Here is a 20,043-nt window from a genome sequence, read left to right on the forward strand (position 1 = left end):
CGGAATGCATCCCGGCATGGCGGCGCAACGTCAATGCAGATGGCCTGAAGCCTGCGGCGTGTCTTCCGGCAGTTCGGCATGCACCAGTTCGCCTTCACGGTCGCAGAAGAGCGGGGCGCCGCAGTCCTCGCAGAACTCCATCGCAAAGCGTTCCTGGTGACGCATGATGTCGGTGATGCCGTTGGCGCGCAGGGACAGCACCAACTGGGTGATCGGCGGTGGAATGTCGACTTCCGCGCCGGCAGGCGGCACGGCGAGCGTCATGCTGGCGCTGGCCGATACCGGCTCCTCGCTGTCTTCTTCCTGGCCATACAGCGGCCAGACAATGCCATAGACCACTTCGGACTGGTCGCGCAGGGTGAAGCTGATGCGGTACTCGTCCACGCGCATGTCGCCGCCCTCGTCGCCGAAGGCGCCGATGATGGCCGACAGGCCGTTCGGCTCCACGCTCAGGATATGGGTCAGGTAATGGATGGCGGAGTGTACCGACACCGGCCGGATCGCGCGGTCGGCTTCGCGGCAGGCGACGTAATAGGCTTCCGGCGCCAGCAGCTCGACGCCGCAGCCGGGCAGCAGGCGCTCGATGGTGGGCCTGGCCTGTTCCCGCAAGGCTTCGATGGCGCTCTGGCGCTGGGTAATGATGTCCTGCCCCGGCTCGGCGGTTTGCCAGTGGAACAGCGGGCCGTCGGCCGGCGCGACGACGGCTGCCAGCAGGTAGCGGGTGTCGGCCAGGAAGGGCGCGGTCTCGGGCGGATGTGCCATGGGCTTCAATACCGTATTGCCCAGCGCTGCCTGGGCCATGCGCAATGTCAGCGCATGGGTTTCGGCATGGGTGCGCGGCAGCTGGTCGATCGAATAGAGCATCGGCGCCAGGGCAACCCGGGTTTCATCAGCAAGCACATGGGCATGCAGTTGTGCGGCCAGGGTGATCAGGGTGTCGGCGGCAACCGTGCCGGAAAAGATAGCGAAGCGGGTCCAGGCCAGTACCGGGAAGGCAATCAGCAGCGCGTCGTAGCGCTTGCCGTCATGCTCCACCACCGCGCTCGAACTGACGGCTTCGATCGATTCCATCAGCACGTCGTAGGCGATGGGGTCGGTGCTGAACAGCTTGTCGAGAGCGGAGTCCAGCGTGTTCTGGTGGTCGGTGCGCAGCAGCTTCTCGATCAGCATGTCCAGGCTGCGCTCCCAGGCCCGCTCTTCATGCCGGCTGCTGGCGAGCGCCATGGCTTGCGCCATCGCCGACAGGCGCTGGCTATCTGCGGAAATGCGGGGAGTGCGGGATTTGGAAGGGCGACGCATAGTCTGTGAAAGCTCTGATAACTCGGAGGGCTATTGTAGTGGATTCGACCTTTGGCGAAGGAAATAGTTTGGCGGGTTTTACCGTGAGGAAAACGCAGGCCGGCAGGCACGGGTGGAAGGCTTGATGCGGAGCGAAGCTGACGCGGGGAGCTGAAAAGGGCGGCATGGAGCAGGCCATGCCGCCATTGGGATCACACGGCTTATTTTGCCGCCGGCGCGGCGGGGGCCGCCGGCGTGGCGGGGGCCGCCGGCGTGGCGGGTGCGGCATGTTGTTCGGTCATGTCATGGCCAGCGGACTCGCCGCGCATGTCGACCTTGTCGCCGGCCTGCATGATGATGAACAAGGCCAGCGCCGCAAAAGCGACGAATCCCACAGCAACTTTCCACATAGTCTGTCTCCTCTTTGCCTGTATAAAAATAAACGCCGGACGAGGCCGGCGTTGGTCCTGACAAGAAGCGTAACAACACAGTCTTACAGCATGCTTGCAAGGCCGGGGAAAACGCTCCCGGCCTTGCTCCGTCGTGCAGACTCAGGCGGCGAGCAACTGGCGCAGCACGAAGGGCAGGATGCCGCCGTGCTTGTAGTAGTCCACCTCGATCGGCGTGTCGATGCGCAGCAGCACCGTCACTTCCTGCCTGTCGCCATTGGCGCGATGAATCACCAGCGTGGCTTCCTGCTGCGGCGTGATCTCGCCTTCCAGTCCCTTCAGGTCATAGGTTTCGGTGCCGGTGATGCCCAGCGACTGCACGCTGTCGTCGCCCATGAACTGCAGTGGCAGCACGCCCATGCCGACCAGGTTGGAACGGTGGATGCGCTCGTAGGAACGGGCAAACACGGCCTTCACGCCCAGCAGCTGCGTGCCTTTCGCGGCCCAGTCGCGCGACGAGCCGGTGCCGTATTCCTCGCCGGCGAAGATCATGGTCGGCACGCCGTTGGCGATGTACTTCATGGCCGCGTCGTAGATCGACATTTCCTCGCCATCCGGCTGGTACAGCGTCAGGCCGCCCTCGACCCGCGAGCCGTCCGGCTTGGGCGGGATCATCAGGTTCTTGATGCGGACATTGGCGAAGGTGCCGCGCATCATCACTTCATGGTTGCCGCGGCGCGAGCCGTAGGAATTGAAGTCGGCCTTGAGCACGCCGTTTTCCTGCAGCCACTTGCCGGCCGGACTGCTTTCCTTGATGGAACCGGCCGGGGAGATGTGGTCGGTCGTGATCGAGTCGCCGAACACGCCCAGGGCGCGCGCGCCTTCGATGCCGCTGGCGGCCGCCTTGGGCACCATGTCGAAGTCGTCGAAGAAGGGCGGCTCGGCGATATAGGTCGAGGCCGGCCAGTTGTAGACTTCGCCGCTGGCCACGCCCTTGATCTGCTGCCACAGCTTGCCCGGCGCGCCCTTCACGTCGGCGTAGTTCTCGGTGAACGTCGCCGGGTTCATCGCGAACTTCATCAGGCTGTTGATCTCGGCGCTGGTCGGCCAGATGTCGCCAAGGTAGATTTCCCGGCCATTGGCCACGCCCACCGGCTCGGTCATCAGGTCGACATTCATGTTGCCGGCGATGGCATAGGCCACCACCAGCGGCGGCGACGCCAGGAAGTTCGAGCGGATGTTGGGATGGATGCGGGCTTCGAAATTGCGGTTGCCCGACAGCACGGCGGAAGCGACGATGTCGTTCTTCGCGATTGCTTCGTTCATGGCCGGCGTCAGGTCGCCGGCATTGCCGATGCAGGTGGTGCAGCCGTAGGCAGTGACGCCGAAGCCGAGCTTTTCCAGGTAGGGCAGCAGGCCGGCCGCTTCCAGGTACTTGGTGACGACCCGCGAGCCGGGTGCCAGCGAGGTCTTGATATGCGGCGCCACCGTCAGGCCGGCTTCCACCGCCTTCTTGGCCAGGAGGCCGGCGGCCAGCAGCACGCTGGGGTTGGAGGTGTTGGTGCACGAGGTAATGGCCGCAATCAGCACGTCGCCGTTCCTGACATCGATGCCGTCGGCATTCTCGTACACCGCTTGCAGGTCTTCCGGCCGCTTGTTGAAGCCATTTTCGGAGACGGGCTTGGAGAACAGGTCGGCAAAGGTGTTCTTGACCTTGCCGATCTCGATGCGGTCCTGCGGGCGCTTGGGGCCGGCCAGGGAAGGCGCCACCGAGCCGAGGTCGAGCGCGACCACATTGGTGTAGTCGATCTCGCCCGAGCTTGGCACGCCGAACAGGTTCTGGGCCCGGAAGTAGGCTTCGAAGGCGTCGATCTCCTCCTTGCTGCGGCCAGTGCCGCGGAAGTAGTCGATGGTGGCTTCGTCGACAGGGAAGAAGCCCATGGTGGCGCCGTATTCCGGCGCCATGTTGGCGATGGTGGCGCGGTCGGTCAGGGTGAGGGTCCTGGTGCCTTCGCCAAAGAATTCGACGAACTTGCCCACCACCTTTTCCTTGCGCAGCATTTCGGTGATGGTCAGCACCAGGTCGGTCGCGGTGCAGCCTTCGCGCAGCGCGCCGGTGAGGTTCACGCCCACCACATCGGGCGTGAGGAAATACACCGGCTGGCCCAGCATGCCGGCTTCGGCCTCGATGCCGCCCACGCCCCAGCCGACCACGCCGATGCCATTGATCATGGTGGTGTGGGAGTCGGTGCCGACCAGGGTGTCGGGATAATAGACGCCGTCCTTCTGGTGTACGCCGCGCGCCAGGTATTCCAGGTTGACCTGGTGCACGATGCCGAAGCCCGGCGGCACCACGCCGAAGGTATCGAAGGCCTGCATGCCCCATTTCATGAACTGGTAGCGCTCGTTGTTGCGCTCGAATTCCAGTTTCATGTTCAGGTCCAGCGCCTTCTTGTCGCGGTAATAGTCGACCTGCACCGAATGGTCGACCACCAGGTCGACCGGTACCAGCGGCTCGATGTTCTTCGGATTGACGCCCATCTTGTTGGCCACGCCGCGCATGGCGGCGAGGTCGGCCAGCAGCGGCACGCCGGTAAAGTCCTGCAGCACGACCCGGGCCACCACGAAGGGAATTTCATCGGTGCGCGGCGCATTCGGCTTCCAGTTCGCCAGTTCGCGGACATGGTCTTCCGTGACCTTCTTGCCGTCGCAATTGCGCAGCACCGACTCAAGTACGATGCGAATGGACACGGGCAGGCGCGAGAGGTTGACGCCCAGTTCCTGTTCCAGCGCGGGAAGGGAGTGAAGCTGGCCCTTCGTCGAGCCGGCGATCGGGAAATCCTTCAGCGTATTCAGTGTATTGCGGGTCATGACCTCTCCTTGTTATTTACCGTTCAAATCAAATTGACAATACCGCTGCTGGCTTTGTTTCCGTGTTTTCGCTTTTCCTGCTTACTGGATGCCCAGGCCGGGCGCCGCCGGCGCGTCGGACGGCTTCAATTGCTCTGCGCTCTTGCATTCATTGGCCAGCTGCTGGCCCTTCTTGGAGTCGAGCAGGATGCCCTTGGCCGGGATGCCGATCCAGACCATGCCCTGGCGGCGGTTTTCGAAACGGTGCGCGCCAGTGGTGGTTTCCACACGGGTCAGGCGCATCAGGCGCTTGTTCCAGCGCAGCGCAATGTGCTTGTCATCTTCTGCATTGGAAAAGATGGTGACCTTGTCGCCCAGCGCGCAGTTGTAGTCCAGGCCGGTGCTGCCGGCGGTCTCGGGCTCGCGATCTTCCTCGTCCGTTCCCTGCGCCGCTGCGGCGCCTGCCGCTGCGCCGGCCGCGGCGGTGCCGGCGGCTTTCTTCTTCGACGGGGCTTCCTTCTTCACCGTCTTGGTGGCCGCAGCCTTGCTCTTCTTCTTGCTGGCGCTGTCATTGTCCTGCGCCGCTACGGTCATGCATGCGCCCATCAGCAGCAGGGCGGTCAAAAACTTGCTCATCAATTACTCTCCAGGTTGCGCCCGTGCATCCTCTCCCGATCGTTGGAGGGCAGGGCGCGTGTTTTATAAAAGTGACAGGGCGTCGGCCGTCAGTGGCAGGCCGGACAGCCTGGCGCGCTGCAGGACGGTCCAGTAGTAACGATAGCTGGCCCGGTCGTGCAGTGCGCCCTGGTATTGCGTGGGGCCCCAGCTGGCGGCGCGGGCGGCCAGCAATATGGCCGCCGCGTCGTCGACTTCCGCCACCGGCGGCGCATAGGCCGCGACGATGGCCTTGATCTGGGACGGATGGATGCTCCACATGCGGGTGAAGCCGAATTCGCGGAAGGCGCGCGCGGCATCCTGCGCAACCACCGCGCCATCGCGGATCTCGGTGGTGACGTTATGGGAGGGGCATTTGCCATGGGCATGGCAGGCGGCGGCAATCTCGGTCTTGGCGCGCGCCACCAGCGCATGCTCGAACTGGCCGGGCGAACGCATGGCGGCGCCGGGAATGGCGCCATAGTGGTCCGACACGAAATCCATGATGCCGAAGGACAGGCATTCGACCTGCGGCAGCGCGGCAATCTCGCGCACCGCGGCCAGCGCGCCATGGGTTTCTATCAGCACATGCACTGGCAGATGTTCGCGCCCGGCCGCCCGCGCATGGCGCCCGATGACGGCCAGGCCGTGTTGCACATCGGCCAGGCTTTCGGGCTTGGGCAGCACCAGATAGGCCAGCCGCCGGGCGGCGCCGGCGCAGATGATGGCGGCGTCGCGTTCGAACCATGGGCTGTGGACATCATGAAGACGGGCGCCGATGCGGCCGTGGTGGTTGTCCGGGCCTGCGATCAGCGATGCGACCAGGCGCGCATGCGCCTCCTCGTCGCCAGCGGCGGCGCCATCCTCACAGTCAAAGGTAATGTCAAACAGGGGGCCAAGCTCTTGCTGCAGGGCCATGGAGCGGCGCATCAGCTTTTCGGAGCCGGCGTAGTGATCACACACCGGAAGGGATACCGGCTGACGCTTGCCTTGGAAGAGAACTTCGGAAGGATGCATGTAAAGCGACGCTTCAGGTGGTGGGCAAGGTGGTGAAGTATGCCGGACGTTAACGACGTTGCCCGCAGCGCCATGGAGGCGGCTGCGGGCAGGGTGGTGCTTAGCCTACCAGATGGCTCACGCCGTTACGCTCTTCCTGCAGTTCGTTCAGGGTGATGTTGATGCGCTCTTGCGACAAGGCATCGACTTCCAGGCCCTGGACGATCTTGTATTCGCCATTCTCGGTGGTGACCGGGAAGCCGAACATGGTGCCTTCCGGAATGCCGTAGGAACCGTCGGACGGCACGCCCATCGTGGTCCACTTGCCGTTGGTGCCCAGCACCCAGTCATGGACGTGGTCGATGGCGGCATTGGCTGCCGAAGCGGCCGACGACAGGCCGCGTGCCTCGATGATGGCGGCGCCGCGCTTGCCCACGGTCGGCAGGAACGTGTCCTTGTTCCAGGCCTGGTCGTTGATCATGTCCTTGACCGACTGGCCGTCGATGGTGGCGTAGCGATAGTCCGCGTACATGGTCGGGGAATGGTTGCCCCAGACGAACAGCTTCTCGATCGAGGAAACCGGCTTGCCGGTCTTGGCGGCGATCTGCGACAGCGCGCGGTTGTGGTCCAGGCGCAGCATGGCGGTGAAGTTCTTGGCCGGCAGGCTGGGCGCCGATTTCATCGCGATGTAGGCGTTGGTGTTGGCCGGGTTGCCGACCACCAGCACCTTGACGTTGCGGGAAGCGACGGCGTCCAGCGCCTTGCCCTGCACCGTGAAGATCTGCGCATTGGCTTCCAGCAGGTCCTTGCGCTCCATGCCAGGGCCGCGGGGACGGGCGCCAACCAGCAGGGCGACGTCGGCATCCTTGAATGCGGTCATCGGGTCGCTGTGGGCGGTCATGCCCGCCAGCAGCGGGAATGCGCAGTCGTCGATTTCCATCATCACGCCCTTGAGCGCCTTCTGGGCCTTCTCGTCGGGGATTTCAAGCAGTTGCAGGATGACCGGCTGGTCTTTGCCCAGCATGTCGCCGTTGGCGATGCGGAACAGCAGGGAATAGCCGATCTGGCCGGCGGCGCCGGTCACGGCGACACGCATTGGGGCTTTAGCCATGTTGAATCTCCAAAGTGATAAAGAAAAGGGCGGGCGGGTAACGCCGCTGGCAGCTTGGTTCAATAAGTTGCCGGAATCGACAGAACGCAATCATACCGTCGAAACCGGCCAACGTCAGCCTGCGCTGCTTGATGCGGATCGCACTGGCCCGTGATGCGCGTGTTTCCTGCAGTCAGCTCGGGCCGGTCGCCCGCGAGTGTAGGTGGGTGTAATATCCCTGTCAATGGCCGCAATGACTATCTTATATCTTATATAAGACATATATTTAAGGTTTTTGCTGGACGGCAAACCCGATTTTATGGTGAAATCAACAGTTATGAGTTCCGCAGCCTCCAACCAGTCAAGCAGCAATGCGCCCGGCGCAGGGTCGGGGGTTGCCGTCAATGCTTCGCCCACTTTCAGTCCCCTCTACCAGCAGATCAAGGCGCTGATCACCCAGAGCCTGCAGTCCGGCGAGTGGAAGCCGGGCGAACTGATTCCCAGCGAAGTCGAGCTTGCCGCCCGCTTCAAGGTCAGCCAGGGAACGGTGCGCAAGGCCATCGATGAATTGTCCGCCGAAAACCTGGTGGTGCGCCGCCAGGGCAAGGGCACCTTCGTGGCCACCCACCACGAGGAACGTGCCCACTATCGCTTTTTGCGCCTGATGCCCGACGTGGGCGAGGCGCACCAGGCGGCCAACCGCATCATCGAAGTCAAGCGCATGCGTGCCCCGGCCGAAGTGGCGCGCCTGCTCGACGTCAAGTCCGGCGATTCGGTGATCTTCATCCGGCGCGTGCAGTCGTTCGACGGCGTGCCTACCATTCTTGAAGAGCTGTGGCTGCCCGGCGCGCTGTTTCGCGGCCTGACCGCGGAGCGGCTGGTCGAGTATAAAGGGCCGATGTACGGCCTGTTCGAAACCGAATTCGGCACCCGCATGATCCGCGCCACCGAGCGGATCAAGGCGGTGCTGGCCGAACCGCAAGTGAGCGAGCTGCTGGATGTGCCGCCGGGCACGCCGCTGCTCAGCCTCGAACGGGTGTCGTTCACCTATGGCGACAAGCCGGTCGAGGTGCGGCGCGGTCTGTACAGGACCGACAGGCACCACTATCACAATGAATTGAGTTGAACTGAACTGGCGTCAATGCGCATTGCCGGCAGGGCAAGAGCGCGAGCTGCCCCTGCGCAGCGGATATCTGTGCGAGCGGCCATAATAACTATTGGTGTGCTGCACAAAAATCGGCGAAAATCGATGATTATTTGTTAGAAGAGGTGTTTGTATGTCAGAAGCCGCAAAAAAAAGCCGGCCGCAGTTCAGCAATATCCACGTCACGCAGCTGATGCACTACCGCCTGCCATTGGCCGGCGTGGTATCCATCCTGCATCGCATCAGCGGCGCGCTGATGTTCCTGCTGTTGCCCTTCGTGCTCTACCTGCTCGAACGCAGCATCACCTCTGAAATCTCGTTCGACTACCTGCGCGGCTTTGCCTCGCAGTGGTATATCAAGCTGATCATCCTGGCGCTGTCCTGGGCCTACCTGCACCACTTCGCCGCCGGCATCCGCCACCTGTTCATGGACATGCACATGGGCCTGAGCAAGGAAGGCTCGCGCTACTCGGCCGCCAGCGTGCTGGCCATCAGCCTGTTCCTGACCCTCGTAGTCGCCCTGAAACTGTTCGGAGCTTTCTGACACCATGGCCCTCAAGCACAACAACATCGGCTCCAAGCGCCTCGTCGTCGGCGCCCACTATGGCTTTCGCGACTGGCTGGCCCAGCGCATCACCGCCATCGTCATGGCCCTCTATACCGTCATCATCCTGGCGACCTTCCTCACAGGCAGCAATTTCAGCTATGAAGGCTGGGCCGGCATGTTCGCCCGCCAGTGGTTCAAGATCGCCACCTTCGTCACCCTGCTCGTGATGTTCTATCACGTCTGGGTCGGTATGCGCGACATCTGGATGGACTATGTCAAGCCCGTCGTCGCCCGCCTCTTGCTGCAAAGTGCCACCATCGTGTGGTTGATCGGTTGCGCCGGCTATGCGGCGCAGATTCTCTGGAGAGTGTAATCGTGGCAGCAATCAAATCTTCCATCCCATCCCGTCGCTTCGATGTGGTCATCGTCGGCGCGGGCGGTTCCGGCATGCGCGCCTCGCTGCAACTGGCGGAGGCCGGCCTGAACGTGGCGGTGCTGTCCAAGGTCTTCCCGACCCGCTCCCACACCGTGGCCGCACAGGGCGGCGTCGGCGCCTCGCTGGGCAACATGTCCGAGGACAACTGGTACTGGCACATGTTCGACACCGTCAAGGGCGGCGACTACCTGGGCGACCAGGACGCCATCGAGTTCATGTGCCGCGAAGCGCCCAAGGTCGTCTACGAGCTCGAGCACTTCGGCATGCCGTTCGACCGCAACCCCGACGGCACCATCTACCAGCGCCCGTTCGGCGGCCATACCGCCAACTTCGGCGAGAAGCCGGTGCAGCGCGCCTGCGCCGCGGCCGACCGGACCGGCCATGCGATGCTGCACACGCTGTACCAGCGCAACGTGCGCGCCAAGACCCACTTCTTCGTCGAGTGGATGGCCATTGACCTGATCCGCGACGCCGAGGGCGACGTGCTGGGCGTGGTGGCGCTGGAGATGGAAACCGGCGACGTGATGATGCTCGAAGCCAAGACCACGATCCTGGCCACCGGCGGCGCCGGGCGCATCTGGGCGGCATCGACCAATGCCTTCATCAACACCGGCGACGGCATGGGCATGGCCGCCCGCGCCGGCCTGCCGCTGGAAGACATGGAGTTCTGGCAGTTCCACCCGACCGGCGTGGCCGGCGCGGGCGTGCTGATCACCGAAGGCGTGCGCGGCGAGGGCGGCATCCTGATCAACAGCAATGGCGAGCGCTTCATGGAGCGCTATGCGCCCACGCTGAAGGACCTGGCGCCGCGCGACTTCGTGTCGCGCTCGATGGACCAGGAGATCAAGGAAGGCCGCGGCTGCGGCCCCAACAAGGACCATGTGCTGCTGGACCTGCGCCACATCGGCGCCGAGACCATCCAGAAGCGGCTGCCGTCGATTCTGGAGATCGGCCACAAGTTTGCGAATGTGGATGCGACCAAGGAGCCGATCCCGGTCGTGCCGACGATCCATTACCAGATGGGCGGCATTCCGACCAACATCTACGGCCAGGTGGTGGCGCCGAAGAACGGCAACCCCAACGAGATCGTCAACGGCCTGTACGCGGTGGGCGAATGCGCCTGCGTGTCGGTGCACGGCGCCAACCGCCTGGGCACCAACTCGCTGCTGGACCTGCTGGTGTTTGGCCGCGCGGCCGGCAACCATGTGGTGGGCAGCAACCTCAAGGCCCGCAGCAACAAGGACCTGCCGGCGGATGCGGCCGACCTGGCGCTGTCGCGCCTGGCCAAGCTGGAAACCTCCACGGGTTCGGAGCGGGTGCAGGACGTGGCCAACGACATCCGCGCCACCATGCAGCACTTCTGCGGCGTGTTCCGCACCGACGAGCTGCTGCAGCAGGGCTACAAGGAAATCATGGTGCTGGACGAGCGCAGGAAGCATGTGTCGTTCAAGGACAAGTCCAAGGTGTTCAACACGGCGCGGGTGGAAGCGCTGGAGCTGGACAACCTGATCGAGACGGCCAAGGCCACCATCACCTCGGCGGCGGCGCGCAAGGAATCGCGCGGCGCGCATGCCCACCGCGACTTCGAGAAGCGCGACGACGAGAACTGGATGAAGCACACCCTGTTCTACTCCGAGGGCAACCGCCTGGAATACAAGCCGGTGCAAACCAGGCCGCTGACGGTCGAGACCTTCAAGCCCAAAGCCCGCACCTTCTGAACGCCTACAGAGAACACAGACCATGCCACGCACAGTCAAATTCAAGATATACCGCTACGATCCGGACAAGGATGCCAAGCCCTACATGCAGGACCTGACGGTCGAGCTGAAGGACACCGACAAGATGCTGCTGGACGCACTGCAGCGCATCAAGGCCGATGTGGACGATTCGCTGGCGCTGCGCCGCTCCTGCCGCGAAGGCGTGTGCGGCTCGGACGCGATGAACATCAACGGCAAGAACGGCCTGGCCTGCACCACCAACTTGAACGAGCTGAGCCAGCCGATCGTGCTGCGTCCGCTGCCGGGCTTGCCGGTGATCCGCGACCTGATCGTGGACATGACCAACTTCTTCAAGCAGTACCACTCGATCAAGCCGTTCCTGATCAACAACACGATCCCGCCGGAGAAGGAGCGCCTGCAGTATCCGGCCGAGCGCGAGGAACTGGACGGGCTGTACGAGTGCATCCTGTGCGCCTGCTGCTCGACGTCGTGCCCGTCGTTCTGGTGGAACCCGGACAAGTTCGTTGGTCCGGCAGGTCTCTTGCAAGCCTACCGCTTCATCGCCGACAGCCGCGACGAAGCCACCGGCGAGCGCCTGGACAACCTGGAAGATCCGTACCGCCTGTTCCGCTGCCACTCGATCATGAACTGCGTCGACGTCTGCCCCAAGGGCCTGAGCCCGAATGCAGCCATCGGCAAGATCAAGGAGCTGCTGGTCCGCCGCGCGGTGTAAGCCGAGTCGGGGCGATCATGCCCCATCCCGATGCGCTGCCAGCGCTTGAGCGCATCGGGTCGATTGAGTGAAGAATCCCATGTCTGCCAACCATCAAAGCGATCCCGCCAACAGAGCACGACTGCGCTGGCGCAGCCGGCGCGGCCTGCTGGAAAATGACATCCTGCTGACGCGTTTTCTGGACGCCAACGAGGAATCGATGACCGACGAGGAAGTCGACGCCTATACCCGCCTGATGGACCTGACCGACAACGATCTGATGGATCTGCTGCTGGCCCGCAAGGAGCCCAGCGGCGAAATCGACCTGCCGCATGTGCACGCGCTGCTTGCACGCCTGCGCAAGGCTTGATTCTGATTCATCGGCCTTGCGGGCTTTTGTACTAGCATCATTCCCCATCGATAAACCGCTCAACAGAAGGAAGAGCCATGACCCAATCTGACAACAAAGCCACCCTGTCTTTTTCCGACGGGTCACCCTCGCTGGAATTCCCGATCTACAAGGGCACCATCGGACCGGACGTCATCGACATCCGCAAGCTCTATGGCTCCACCGGCAGCTTTACCTATGATCCGGGCTTCATGTCGACTGCTTCCTGCAATTCGTCGATCACCTATATCGATGGCGACAAGGGCGAGCTGCTGTACCGCGGTTACCCGATCGAGCAGCTGGCCGTGAACTGCGACTTCCTGGAATCCTGCTATCTGCTGCTCAACGGCGAACTGCCGAACGCAACCCAGAAGAAGACCTTCGTCGACACCGTGACCAAGCACACCATGGTGCACGAGCAGATGCAGTTTTTCTTCCGCGGTTTCCGTCGCGACGCGCATCCGATGTCGGTGCTGGTTGGCACGGTCGGCGCGCTGGCGTCGTTCTACCATGACTCGCTGGACATCAACGACCCGCACCACCGCGAAGTCTCGGCGATCCGGCTGATCGCCAAGATGCCGACGCTGGTCGCAATGGCCTACAAGTACTCGGTCGGCCAGCCTTTCGTGTATCCGCGCAACGACCTGTCCTACAGCGCCAACTTCATGCACATGATGTTCTCCACGCCTTGCGAGGAGTACAAGGTCAACGACGTGCTGGTGCGCGCGCTGGACCGCATCCTGATCCTGCATGCGGACCACGAGCAGAACGCATCGACCTCCACCGTGCGTTTGTCCGGTTCGTCGGGCGCCAATCCGTTCGCCTGTATCGCAGCCGGCATCGCCTGCCTGTGGGGCCCGGCGCACGGCGGCGCCAACGAGGCAGCGCTCAACATGCTCAAGGAAATCGGCTCGGTCGATAAGATCGGCGAATTCGTCAAGCAGGTAAAGGACAAGAACTCGGGCGTGAAGCTGATGGGCTTCGGTCACCGCGTCTACAAGAACTACGATCCGCGCGCCAAGCTGATGCGCGAAACCTGCCACGAAGTGCTGGCCGAGCTGGGCCTGGAAAACGACCCGCTGTTCAAGCTGGCGATGGCGCTGGAAAAGGTCGCCCTGGAAGACGAATACTTCGTCTCGCGCAAGCTGTATCCGAACGTCGACTTCTACTCCGGCATCGTGCAGTCGGCGCTGGGCATCCCGGTATCGCTGTTCACCGGTATCTTCGCGATGGCCCGTACCGTGGGCTGGATCGCCCAGTGGAACGAGATGATCTCCGATCCGGAACAGAAGATCGGCCGTCCGCGCCAGCTGTATGTCGGCGCCACCCGCCGCGACGTGCCGACGATGGACAAGCGCGCTTAAGCACGCCAGCAAGCATGCTGCCTGGTCCGTCCGGACCGGCGCCACAAAACCCCGGCTGCCCGCAAGCCGGGGTTTTTTTATGGGATCGTCGCAGCTGCGGCGCTTCCGGACGTGTTCAAACCCTGCCACAGCCGCGTCGCTGCCTCGTGCGCCGACAGCAGATGGGAGCGCATTTCCCGGTAAGCCATCGCGGCATCATGGGCGAGGATGGCTTCGACGATCGATGAATGTTCCTCGAAGGAGGCGCGCATGCGGCGCATATCGCGAAACTGGGTGCGCCGGTAGGGCGCGGCACGACTGCGCAACAGGGCCGCCATCTCGGACAGTACCGGATTGCCGGCGCCGCGGATGATGGTTGCATGCAGTTCGCGGTTGATGGCGTCGTAACGGGTAATGTCGCCGTCGCGCATGGCTTCGCGCGCGCTGCCGTGCAGCGCGCGCAGGTCGGCATGGTCGACTGCGCTCATGCGCAGTGCGGCGTGGCGGGCACAGGCTGCTTCCAGTTCACCGATGGCCTCGAACATCTGCGCCAGCTGATTGGCGCCGAGCCCGGCGACCACTGCGCCCCGGTTCGGGCGATAGGTTGCCAGTCCGATCGCGGCAAGCTGCTTCAATGCTTCACGCACTGGCGTGCGCGACACGCAGAACATGGCAGCCAGAGTCGTTTCATCGAGCCGGGAGTTCGGTGGGAAGCGGCCCAGCACGATGCCGTCGGCAATCTCACGGCATACTTCGTCCGCCAGGCCGCCGCGTGGGCGCGAAGGCAACGCAGCCACCGGCTTCATCCCGCCCCGGCCATCCGCTGCACCGGATGCCAGCAAGCCAGGCGCGTGGCGCCGCTGCCGTCCACCGGTGGCGCTTCGCTGCGGCAGCGGCTGGCGACGTTGCCGCAGCGCGCAGCGAAGCTGCAGCCCGCGGGCAATTGCGACAGATCCGGCGGCGAGCCGGGCACCGCGGCAAGGGGGCGGCCCCGGTCGGCGCCGCTGACCGTGGCCGCCAGCAGGCCGGCAGTGTAGGGATGACGCGGGCGTTGCACGATGTCGCCGGCAGCGCCTTCCTCAGCGATGCGACCGCCGTACATCACCGCGATCCGGTCCGCGACCTCGACTGCGGCGCCAATGTCATGCGTTACGAAGATCATGGACATTCCGGTCTCGCGCTGGAGCTCGCGCAGCAGCAGCAGGATCTGGATCTGCACCGTCGCATCGAGCGCGGTGGTTGGTTCATCCGCCAGCAGCAGGCTGGGCTTGCAAGCCAGTGCCAGGGCAATCATGGCGCGCTGGCGCATGCCGCCCGACAGTTCGTGCGGATAGGCGTCAAAGCGGCGCCGCGCCTGCGGTATCTGCACCCGTTCCAGCATGTGCAGCGCTTCGGCCCGGGCGTCGGCGTGAGCGATGGCGGCATGCGCCCGTAGGCATTCGGTGATCTGCTGGCCTATGGTGTAGACCGGATCGAATGCCAGGCCAGGCTCCTGGAACACCATGGACACCGTTTTGCCGCGGTAGCTGTCCAGGGCCTTGCCGCGCAGCGCCAGCACGTCCTGTTCGCCGACCCGTATGCCGCCGCCTATGCGGGTAGTGGCCTGCGGATGGAGGCGCAGGAGGGTGCGCAGCGTTACGCTCTTGCCGGAGCCGGACTCGCCGAGCAGCGCCAGTACTTCGCCAGGCATGAGATCGAGGCTGATGCCATTCAGGGCGCTGGCTTTGCGCGCTCCGTTGAACGTCACGTGAAGGTCGCGTATCGACAGCAGCGGCGCGGTCATGCCATCACCTCGCTGGATGCCAGGGTATGGCCCGAGCCGGCATCCTGCATGTGGCAGGCCACCCAGTGTCCATTGCCGGGTACCGTTTCCAGCAGCACCGGCGCCCGCGCCGCGCAGACCGGCTGCGCCGAAGGACAGCGATCACGGAAGCGGCAGCCGGATGGCGGGTTGATCGGATTGGGCGGATCGCCGCTCAGCGGCGAACGCTCGGTGCGGCGGGACGGGTCCATCGACGGCACGGCCGACAGCAGAGCCCGCGTGTAGGGATGCGCGGCGCGGCCGTAGATATGTTCCACCGGCCCTGTCTCAACCACCTGTCCGAGATACATCACCATGACGTCATCGCTCAGGTAATGCACCACATGCAGGTCGTGCGAGATGAAGAGGTAGGTCAGGCCACGCTCGGCCTTGAGTTCCTGCAGCAGGTTCAACACCTGCGCCTGTACCGACTTGTCCAATGCGGCGACCGCTTCATCGAGGATCAATAGCCGCGGGTCGAAGGCCAGCGCGCGGGCAATATTGACGCGCTGCCGCTGGCCGCCCGAGAGCTCATGCGGATAGCGGCTGGCGAACTGGTCCGGCTCAAGGCCGACGCGCGCCAGCAGCATGCGTGCCCGCTGGCCCGCATCAGCGGCGCTGACGCCATGCGCGCGGGGACCGAATGCAATGGTTTCAGCGACCGTCAGGCGCGGATTGAGCGAAGCGAAGGAATCCTGGAATACCATCTGCAGGTTGCGGCGAAAGGTCTTCAGGGCGATGCCGCCGAATTCGCCGACGCCTTCGCCGTCGAAGACCATGCTGCCGCTATCGGCCTCGACCAGCCGGGCGATCAGCCGCGCGGCCGTCGATTTGCCGCAGCCGGATTCGCCGACGATACCCAGGGTCCTGCCCTTGGCCACCGTGAAGCTTACGCCATCAACCGCATGCACAAATTTCTTGTCGCGCTCGAACGGATGGCCGCGTACCGGGAAACGCTTCTTCAGGTCGCGCACCATCAACAAGGGCTGCGCCGGGCCGCCAAGGTCGGGCGCTGGCAAGGAGGAAGGGATGGTGTTCATTTGCGGATATCCATAGCCGAACGCAGGCCGTCGGCCAGCAGGTTGAAGGCAAACGAGGTCACGAAAATCATTGCGCCGGGAAGGGCGGCCACCAGTGGGTTGCTGTAGATCGCGGACCGCAGCGTATTGAGCATCAAGCCCCACTCCGGCTCGGGCGGCTTGACGCCCAGGCCCAGGAAGGACAGCCCCGAACCAAGAATCATCGATACGCTCAGCAGGCCGGTGGCATAGACGAACACCGGCCCCAGCACGTTGCCCAGCACATGCACCCGGATGATGGTGAAAGCGCCGGCGCCGCTCATGCGCGCGGCTTCGATGTAATCGAGCCTGCGCACCTGGGTAGTGACGCTCTCCGCCACGCGCACCACCTGCGGCACGAATACCAGGGTCAGGGCGATCAGGCTGTTGCTCATGCCCGGTCCCAACGCACCGGCAATGGCAACCGCGAGCAGCACCGAGGGAAAGGCATAGAACACATCCAGCACGCGCATGACCGCCATATTGATGCGTCCGCCAACGTAACCGGCGGCGACGCCCACTGTCGTGCCGATCAGGAAGGCCGCCAGAACCGGCACCACGCCCATCAGCAACGACAGGCGGCCGCCATACATGAGCCGGGTCAGCATGTCCCGGCCAAGTTCATCGGCGCCCAGCAGGTAGCCAGGGCTGCCCACATGCAGCAGGCGGCGCAGCATGCTGGCCTTGTACGGATCGGCGGGTGCCAGCCACGGCGCGAATAGTGCCGCGGCGATGATGGCCAGCAGCACGAGGCCGCTGACCAGCGCCACCGGTTCGCGCCGCAGCTGGCGGGCCACCAGGCGCCAGTAGCTGCGGCTGGGCGCAGCGCTTGCAGGCATGGCGCTTTCAAGAATGGCAGACATCGTTGTCCTTTTTCAGTTGCGGCCCATGCGCGGGTCGAGCAGGGGTTGCAGGATGTCGACGATCAGGTTGAGCGCGACGAAGAACATGCACAGCACCAGGATGGTTCCCTGCAGCAGCGGAATGTCGCGCTGGAAGATCGCGGTATTGAGCAGGAAGCCGGTGCCGGGCCAGGCAAACACGGTTTCGACCAGGATCGAGCCGCCCATCAGGTAACCGATCTGCAGGCCGGCCACCGCCAGCACGGTAGGCGCGACATTCTTGGCAACGTGGCGGAATATGCGGCGGCCACCCAGGCCGCGTGCCCGCAGCGACACAACGAATTCCTGCTGCAGCATGTCGGCCACCAGAGCGCGCACGGTGCGGGTGACGATGCCCATCGGGATCACCGACAGCGTCAGTGCCGGCAGCACCAGGTGACGCAGATGCGCGATGTCCCAGGCCCAGTCGCTTGAGCCGCCCGGTCCGGCGCCCATCGCAGGCAGCCATGCAAGCCATGTGGAGAAGATGATGGTCAGCACCAGGCCCAGCCAGTAGTGCGGCACGCTCACGCCGACGACGGAGAGCAGGGTGGCGACGCGGTCGACCCAGCCGCCATGGCGGTAGCCCGCCAGCGCGCCCAGGACGCAGCCCAGCAGCACGCCGGCCAGGCCGGCCGCGCCCGCCAGCAGCAGGGTATTGCCGACTGCCTTCATCACTTCGTCGGCAACCGCGCGCCCGGACGCGATCGAGGTGCCGAGGTCGCCCTGCAGGGCGCGCGCCAGCCACAGGCCGTACTGCACCGGCACCGGCCGGTCCAGGCCATAGGCGCTCTTGAGCGCCTGTATCACTTCCATGGGCGCGTCGGCCGGCGCGACGGCATTGAGCGGATCGCCGGGCGCCAGGTAGACCAGCATGAATGACAGCAGCGTCACGCCCAGCGCGATAGGTATCGCGTAAAGGCAGCGTTGGACGATATGAAAAAGCATGGCGAATGTGTCCTGATGGTGTGTCGTTGGCGCCAGGCCCGACGCCTGTGGCAGGCCCGACGGACGGCGGCTGGCTTACATCCGGATCGTGGTCAGGTCCTGGAACCAGTGCTGCGCCTGAATGAATTCCTTGACCTTCGGCGATATCACATGCGGATTGACGTCATGCACCACCCACAGCATCAGCGCGTCGTCCACCATCGCCTGATGCACCGATGCCAGCAGCGCGTCCTGGCTCTTGGCGTCGAAGCTGATGCGGATCTTGTCGATCGCGGCATCCACCTTGGGGTTGGCGTAGCCGCCCCAGTTGACGCCGTTGGGCGCCACATACCGGCTGTCAGCGAAGCGCGTCAGCGCATAGAACGGGTCGGCTGTCACATAACCCAGATTGATGGCGGAGATGCCCTTGCCCGCGTTCATGTCCGCCTTGCTGCCGCTGCGCCAATGCAGGTACAGGTTCTCCAGTTCCACCACGTCGAATTCAAGCTGGATGCCGATCTCGGCAAGGCTTTGCTGGATGAACTCGTTCATCGGCAGCGACAGCATCTGGCCGGTGCCGCCCTGCGCGATGATGACCTTGGCCTTGAGCGGCTTGTTGGGACCATAGCCGGCCTGGGCCATCAGCGCGCGCGCCGCCGCCAGGTCGTATTTGAGATCGAAGGAGGGCTTGCCAAACCATGGGCTGGTGGCGTCGATCTGCCCCTTGGCTGGCGTTGCCAGGCCGTTCAGCAGCTTGACGATCGCTTCGCGGTCGATCGCCAGGTTGGCGGCCTTGCGCACCCGGATGTCGGTCCAGGGCGAGCCGGGCTGGGTGCTGAAATGGTAAGGCCAGACATGCGGCGTCACGTTTTTGACCAGCTTGAAGCCGGAACCCTGGAGTTGCGGCAGCGCGTCCGGCGGCGGTGTCTCGATGATGTCCACCTGGCCATTGAGCAGGGCGTTGGCGCGGGTCAGCGCATCGGGAATCGGCAGCAGCACGATGCGGTCTGTCCTGGCCATGCGGTTCTTGTCCCAGTAGCCGGCATTCCTCACCAGTTCGGCACGCTCGCGCGGGACCAGCTTGTCCAGCCTGAACGGGCCCGTGCCTGAAGGCTGGGCGGCCACCTTGCTCCAGTCGCGGCCCAGCTTTTCCCATTGGGCCGGGCTGGAAATCAGGAACCATGGCAGCTGATAGGGGAACAATGCGTCCACGTCCTTGGTGGTGATTTCCACGGTGCCGTCGTCCACCTTGCGGTAGCTGGCGATGGACGGGATGCGCGGCCTGACCTGGGCGCTCTGCTTGGCGTCGAACTGCGGCGCCTTGTCATTGAGGACCTTGTCGAGGTTCCAGACCACCGCCTCCGCGGTGAGGTCGGAGCCATCGTGGAACTTCACGCCCTTGCGCAGGGAAAACAGCCACTTCTTGTTGTCCTTCGGGTCGACCTTCCATTCGCTAGCCAGTCCGGGCATGAGCTTGCCGGGCCGGCTGCCGACATTGGCTTCCCAGGCGATCAGCGGGTCATAGATGGTGTGGCCGGTGAACTGGTAGGCGCCGGCGCCGCGGTCTGGCTGGCCGGTGGTCAGCGGGATGTCGGCCATCGAAATGCCGTAACGGGCAACGGTTTCGGCATCGGCGCCTGCATGCAGGGCCAGGGCCGCAGGCACCGCAATAAGGCAACGCAGCAGCGCATTGGACAGAAATTGCATGGAACTCTCCGTGTGAACAAAGTTGCCATCCTCTCAGCACGGACCGTGCCATGAGGCATCATCGGCTCCAGTGTTTTTCGCAAGTGCCTGTTCCTGAACTGCTTATGCCTGAATTGTTTTTTCG

The 20,043-nt window shown here is 64.1% G+C and carries 20 protein-coding genes; 8 read left to right on the forward strand and 12 right to left on the reverse strand.

Features of this window, described 5'->3' with window-relative positions:
• Positions 1 to 30: 30 nt before the first annotated feature.
• The 6 genes from KTQ42_RS03860 to KTQ42_RS03885 form a co-directional block, all read right to left on the reverse strand.
• The gene (locus KTQ42_RS03860; protein ID WP_217344298.1) at positions 31 to 1,299 is read right to left on the reverse strand and encodes a DUF2863 family protein; all 1,269 of its coding nucleotides are present in this window, start codon (positions 1,297 to 1,299) and stop codon (positions 31 to 33) included.
• Between the two features lie 200 nt (positions 1,300 to 1,499).
• Entirely contained in the window at positions 1,500 to 1,688 is a 189-nt protein-coding gene (locus KTQ42_RS03865; protein WP_217344299.1) for a hypothetical protein, read from the reverse strand.
• 141 nt (positions 1,689 to 1,829) lie between these two features.
• Positions 1,830 to 4,538 carry an aconitate hydratase AcnA gene (acnA, locus tag KTQ42_RS03870; RefSeq protein ID WP_217344300.1) on the reverse strand — a complete coding sequence of 903 codons (2,709 nt, stop codon included), beginning with the start codon at positions 4,536 to 4,538 and terminating at the stop codon, positions 1,830 to 1,832.
• Positions 4,539 to 4,619: 81 nt separating this feature from the next.
• The gene (locus KTQ42_RS03875) at positions 4,620 to 5,153 is read right to left on the reverse strand and encodes a hypothetical protein (RefSeq protein ID WP_217344301.1); all 534 of its coding nucleotides are present in this window, start codon (positions 5,151 to 5,153) and stop codon (positions 4,620 to 4,622) included.
• A 63-nt stretch (positions 5,154 to 5,216) separates the two neighbouring features.
• Positions 5,217 to 6,188, reverse strand: coding sequence for an aldolase/citrate lyase family protein (locus KTQ42_RS03880; protein ID WP_217344302.1), 972 nt, complete (start codon positions 6,186 to 6,188; stop codon positions 5,217 to 5,219).
• A gap of 100 nt (positions 6,189 to 6,288) precedes the next feature.
• The gene (locus KTQ42_RS03885) at positions 6,289 to 7,278 is read right to left on the reverse strand and encodes a malate dehydrogenase (RefSeq protein ID WP_217344303.1); all 990 of its coding nucleotides are present in this window, start codon (positions 7,276 to 7,278) and stop codon (positions 6,289 to 6,291) included.
• Between KTQ42_RS03885 and KTQ42_RS03890 the strand changes: the two genes are divergently transcribed.
• The 8 genes from KTQ42_RS03890 (at position 7,277) to gltA (ending at position 13,566) form a co-directional block, all read left to right on the forward strand.
• On the forward strand, positions 7,277 to 7,432 hold the full coding sequence (locus KTQ42_RS03890) for a hypothetical protein (protein WP_217344304.1): 156 nt from the start codon (positions 7,277 to 7,279) through the stop codon (positions 7,430 to 7,432). The genes KTQ42_RS03885 and KTQ42_RS03890 overlap by 2 nt on opposite strands.
• Before the next feature lie 162 nt (positions 7,433 to 7,594).
• On the forward strand, positions 7,595 to 8,383 hold the full coding sequence (locus KTQ42_RS03895; protein ID WP_217344305.1) for a GntR family transcriptional regulator: 789 nt from the start codon (positions 7,595 to 7,597) through the stop codon (positions 8,381 to 8,383).
• A gap of 151 nt (positions 8,384 to 8,534) precedes the next feature.
• Positions 8,535 to 8,945, forward strand: coding sequence for a succinate dehydrogenase, cytochrome b556 subunit (sdhC, locus tag KTQ42_RS03900; RefSeq protein WP_217344306.1), 411 nt, complete (start codon positions 8,535 to 8,537; stop codon positions 8,943 to 8,945).
• A gap of 4 nt (positions 8,946 to 8,949) precedes the next feature.
• Entirely contained in the window at positions 8,950 to 9,321 is a 372-nt protein-coding gene (gene sdhD / locus KTQ42_RS03905; RefSeq protein WP_217344307.1) for a succinate dehydrogenase, hydrophobic membrane anchor protein, read from the forward strand.
• 2 nt (positions 9,322 to 9,323) lie between these two features.
• Positions 9,324 to 11,102 carry a succinate dehydrogenase flavoprotein subunit gene (sdhA, locus tag KTQ42_RS03910; protein ID WP_217344308.1) on the forward strand — a complete coding sequence of 593 codons (1,779 nt, stop codon included), beginning with the start codon at positions 9,324 to 9,326 and terminating at the stop codon, positions 11,100 to 11,102.
• 22 nt (positions 11,103 to 11,124) lie between these two features.
• The gene (locus tag KTQ42_RS03915; protein ID WP_217344309.1) at positions 11,125 to 11,835 is read left to right on the forward strand and encodes a succinate dehydrogenase iron-sulfur subunit; all 711 of its coding nucleotides are present in this window, start codon (positions 11,125 to 11,127) and stop codon (positions 11,833 to 11,835) included.
• Between the two features lie 79 nt (positions 11,836 to 11,914).
• Entirely contained in the window at positions 11,915 to 12,184 is a 270-nt protein-coding gene (locus KTQ42_RS03920) for a succinate dehydrogenase assembly factor 2 (protein WP_194714847.1), read from the forward strand.
• Between the two features lie 77 nt (positions 12,185 to 12,261).
• Positions 12,262 to 13,566, forward strand: a complete 1,305-nt coding sequence (gltA, locus tag KTQ42_RS03925) for a citrate synthase (protein ID WP_217344310.1) — start codon at positions 12,262 to 12,264, stop codon at positions 13,564 to 13,566.
• A 77-nt stretch (positions 13,567 to 13,643) separates the two neighbouring features.
• Here gltA and KTQ42_RS03930 read toward each other — a convergent pair whose 3' ends face one another.
• The 6 genes from KTQ42_RS03930 to KTQ42_RS03955 all read right to left on the reverse strand — a co-directional run bounded on the left by KTQ42_RS03930 (position 13,644) and on the right by KTQ42_RS03955 (position 19,919).
• Positions 13,644 to 14,333, reverse strand: coding sequence for a GntR family transcriptional regulator (locus KTQ42_RS03930; protein WP_249222631.1), 690 nt, complete (start codon positions 14,331 to 14,333; stop codon positions 13,644 to 13,646).
• Positions 14,334 to 14,347: 14 nt separating this feature from the next.
• On the reverse strand, positions 14,348 to 15,328 hold the full coding sequence (locus KTQ42_RS03935) for an ABC transporter ATP-binding protein (protein ID WP_217344311.1): 981 nt from the start codon (positions 15,326 to 15,328) through the stop codon (positions 14,348 to 14,350).
• Positions 15,325 to 16,386: an oligopeptide/dipeptide ABC transporter ATP-binding protein gene (locus KTQ42_RS03940; RefSeq protein WP_217344312.1), complete on the reverse strand. Its 1,062-nt coding sequence runs from the start codon at positions 16,384 to 16,386 to the stop codon at positions 15,325 to 15,327. The genes KTQ42_RS03935 and KTQ42_RS03940 overlap by 4 nt, the downstream gene beginning before the upstream one ends.
• On the reverse strand, positions 16,383 to 17,267 hold the full coding sequence (locus KTQ42_RS03945; RefSeq protein WP_217344313.1) for an ABC transporter permease: 885 nt from the start codon (positions 17,265 to 17,267) through the stop codon (positions 16,383 to 16,385). Before KTQ42_RS03945 ends, KTQ42_RS03940 begins: the two co-directional genes overlap by 4 nt.
• Positions 17,268 to 17,279: 12 nt before the next feature.
• On the reverse strand, positions 17,280 to 18,233 hold the full coding sequence (locus KTQ42_RS03950; RefSeq protein WP_217344314.1) for an ABC transporter permease: 954 nt from the start codon (positions 18,231 to 18,233) through the stop codon (positions 17,280 to 17,282).
• Positions 18,234 to 18,308: 75 nt separating this feature from the next.
• Entirely contained in the window at positions 18,309 to 19,919 is a 1,611-nt protein-coding gene (locus KTQ42_RS03955) for an ABC transporter substrate-binding protein (protein WP_217344315.1), read from the reverse strand.
• Positions 19,920 to 20,043: the final 124 nt, after the last annotated feature.

It is taken from the genome of Noviherbaspirillum sp. L7-7A, assembly GCF_019052805.1.
Taxonomy (GTDB): Bacteria; Pseudomonadota; Gammaproteobacteria; order Burkholderiales; family Burkholderiaceae_D; genus Noviherbaspirillum_A.

Bases quoted from the DNA above. Each gene is read 5' to 3' on its own strand.
- KTQ42_RS03935 (WP_217344311.1), bottom strand. From the start codon at position 15,328: ATGACCGCGCCGCTGCTGTCGATACGCGACCTTCACGTGACGTTCAAC.
- KTQ42_RS03875 (WP_217344301.1), bottom strand. From the start codon at position 5,153: ATGAGCAAGTTTTTGACCGCCCTGCTGCTGATGGGCGCATGCATGACC.
- KTQ42_RS03880 (WP_217344302.1), bottom strand. From the start codon at position 6,188: ATGCATCCTTCCGAAGTTCTCTTCCAAGGCAAGCGTCAGCCGGTATCC.
- KTQ42_RS03895 (WP_217344305.1), top strand. From the start codon at position 7,595: ATGAGTTCCGCAGCCTCCAACCAGTCAAGCAGCAATGCGCCCGGCGCA.
- sdhD (WP_217344307.1), top strand. From the start codon at position 8,950: ATGGCCCTCAAGCACAACAACATCGGCTCCAAGCGCCTCGTCGTCGGC.
- KTQ42_RS03915 (WP_217344309.1), top strand. From the start codon at position 11,125: ATGCCACGCACAGTCAAATTCAAGATATACCGCTACGATCCGGACAAG.
- KTQ42_RS03865 (WP_217344299.1), bottom strand. From the start codon at position 1,688: ATGTGGAAAGTTGCTGTGGGATTCGTCGCTTTTGCGGCGCTGGCCTTG.
- sdhC (WP_217344306.1), top strand. From the start codon at position 8,535: ATGTCAGAAGCCGCAAAAAAAAGCCGGCCGCAGTTCAGCAATATCCAC.
- KTQ42_RS03955 (WP_217344315.1), bottom strand. From the start codon at position 19,919: ATGCAATTTCTGTCCAATGCGCTGCTGCGTTGCCTTATTGCGGTGCCT.
- acnA (WP_217344300.1), bottom strand. From the start codon at position 4,538: ATGACCCGCAATACACTGAATACGCTGAAGGATTTCCCGATCGCCGGC.
- KTQ42_RS03885 (WP_217344303.1), bottom strand. From the start codon at position 7,278: ATGGCTAAAGCCCCAATGCGTGTCGCCGTGACCGGCGCCGCCGGCCAG.
- KTQ42_RS03940 (WP_217344312.1), bottom strand. From the start codon at position 16,386: ATGAACACCATCCCTTCCTCCTTGCCAGCGCCCGACCTTGGCGGCCCG.
- KTQ42_RS03860 (WP_217344298.1), bottom strand. From the start codon at position 1,299: ATGCGTCGCCCTTCCAAATCCCGCACTCCCCGCATTTCCGCAGATAGC.
- KTQ42_RS03945 (WP_217344313.1), bottom strand. From the start codon at position 17,267: ATGTCTGCCATTCTTGAAAGCGCCATGCCTGCAAGCGCTGCGCCCAGC.
- KTQ42_RS03890 (WP_217344304.1), top strand. From the start codon at position 7,277: ATGTTGAATCTCCAAAGTGATAAAGAAAAGGGCGGGCGGGTAACGCCG.
- KTQ42_RS03920 (WP_194714847.1), top strand. From the start codon at position 11,915: ATGTCTGCCAACCATCAAAGCGATCCCGCCAACAGAGCACGACTGCGC.
- KTQ42_RS03950 (WP_217344314.1), bottom strand. From the start codon at position 18,233: ATGCTTTTTCATATCGTCCAACGCTGCCTTTACGCGATACCTATCGCG.
- gltA (WP_217344310.1), top strand. From the start codon at position 12,262: ATGACCCAATCTGACAACAAAGCCACCCTGTCTTTTTCCGACGGGTCA.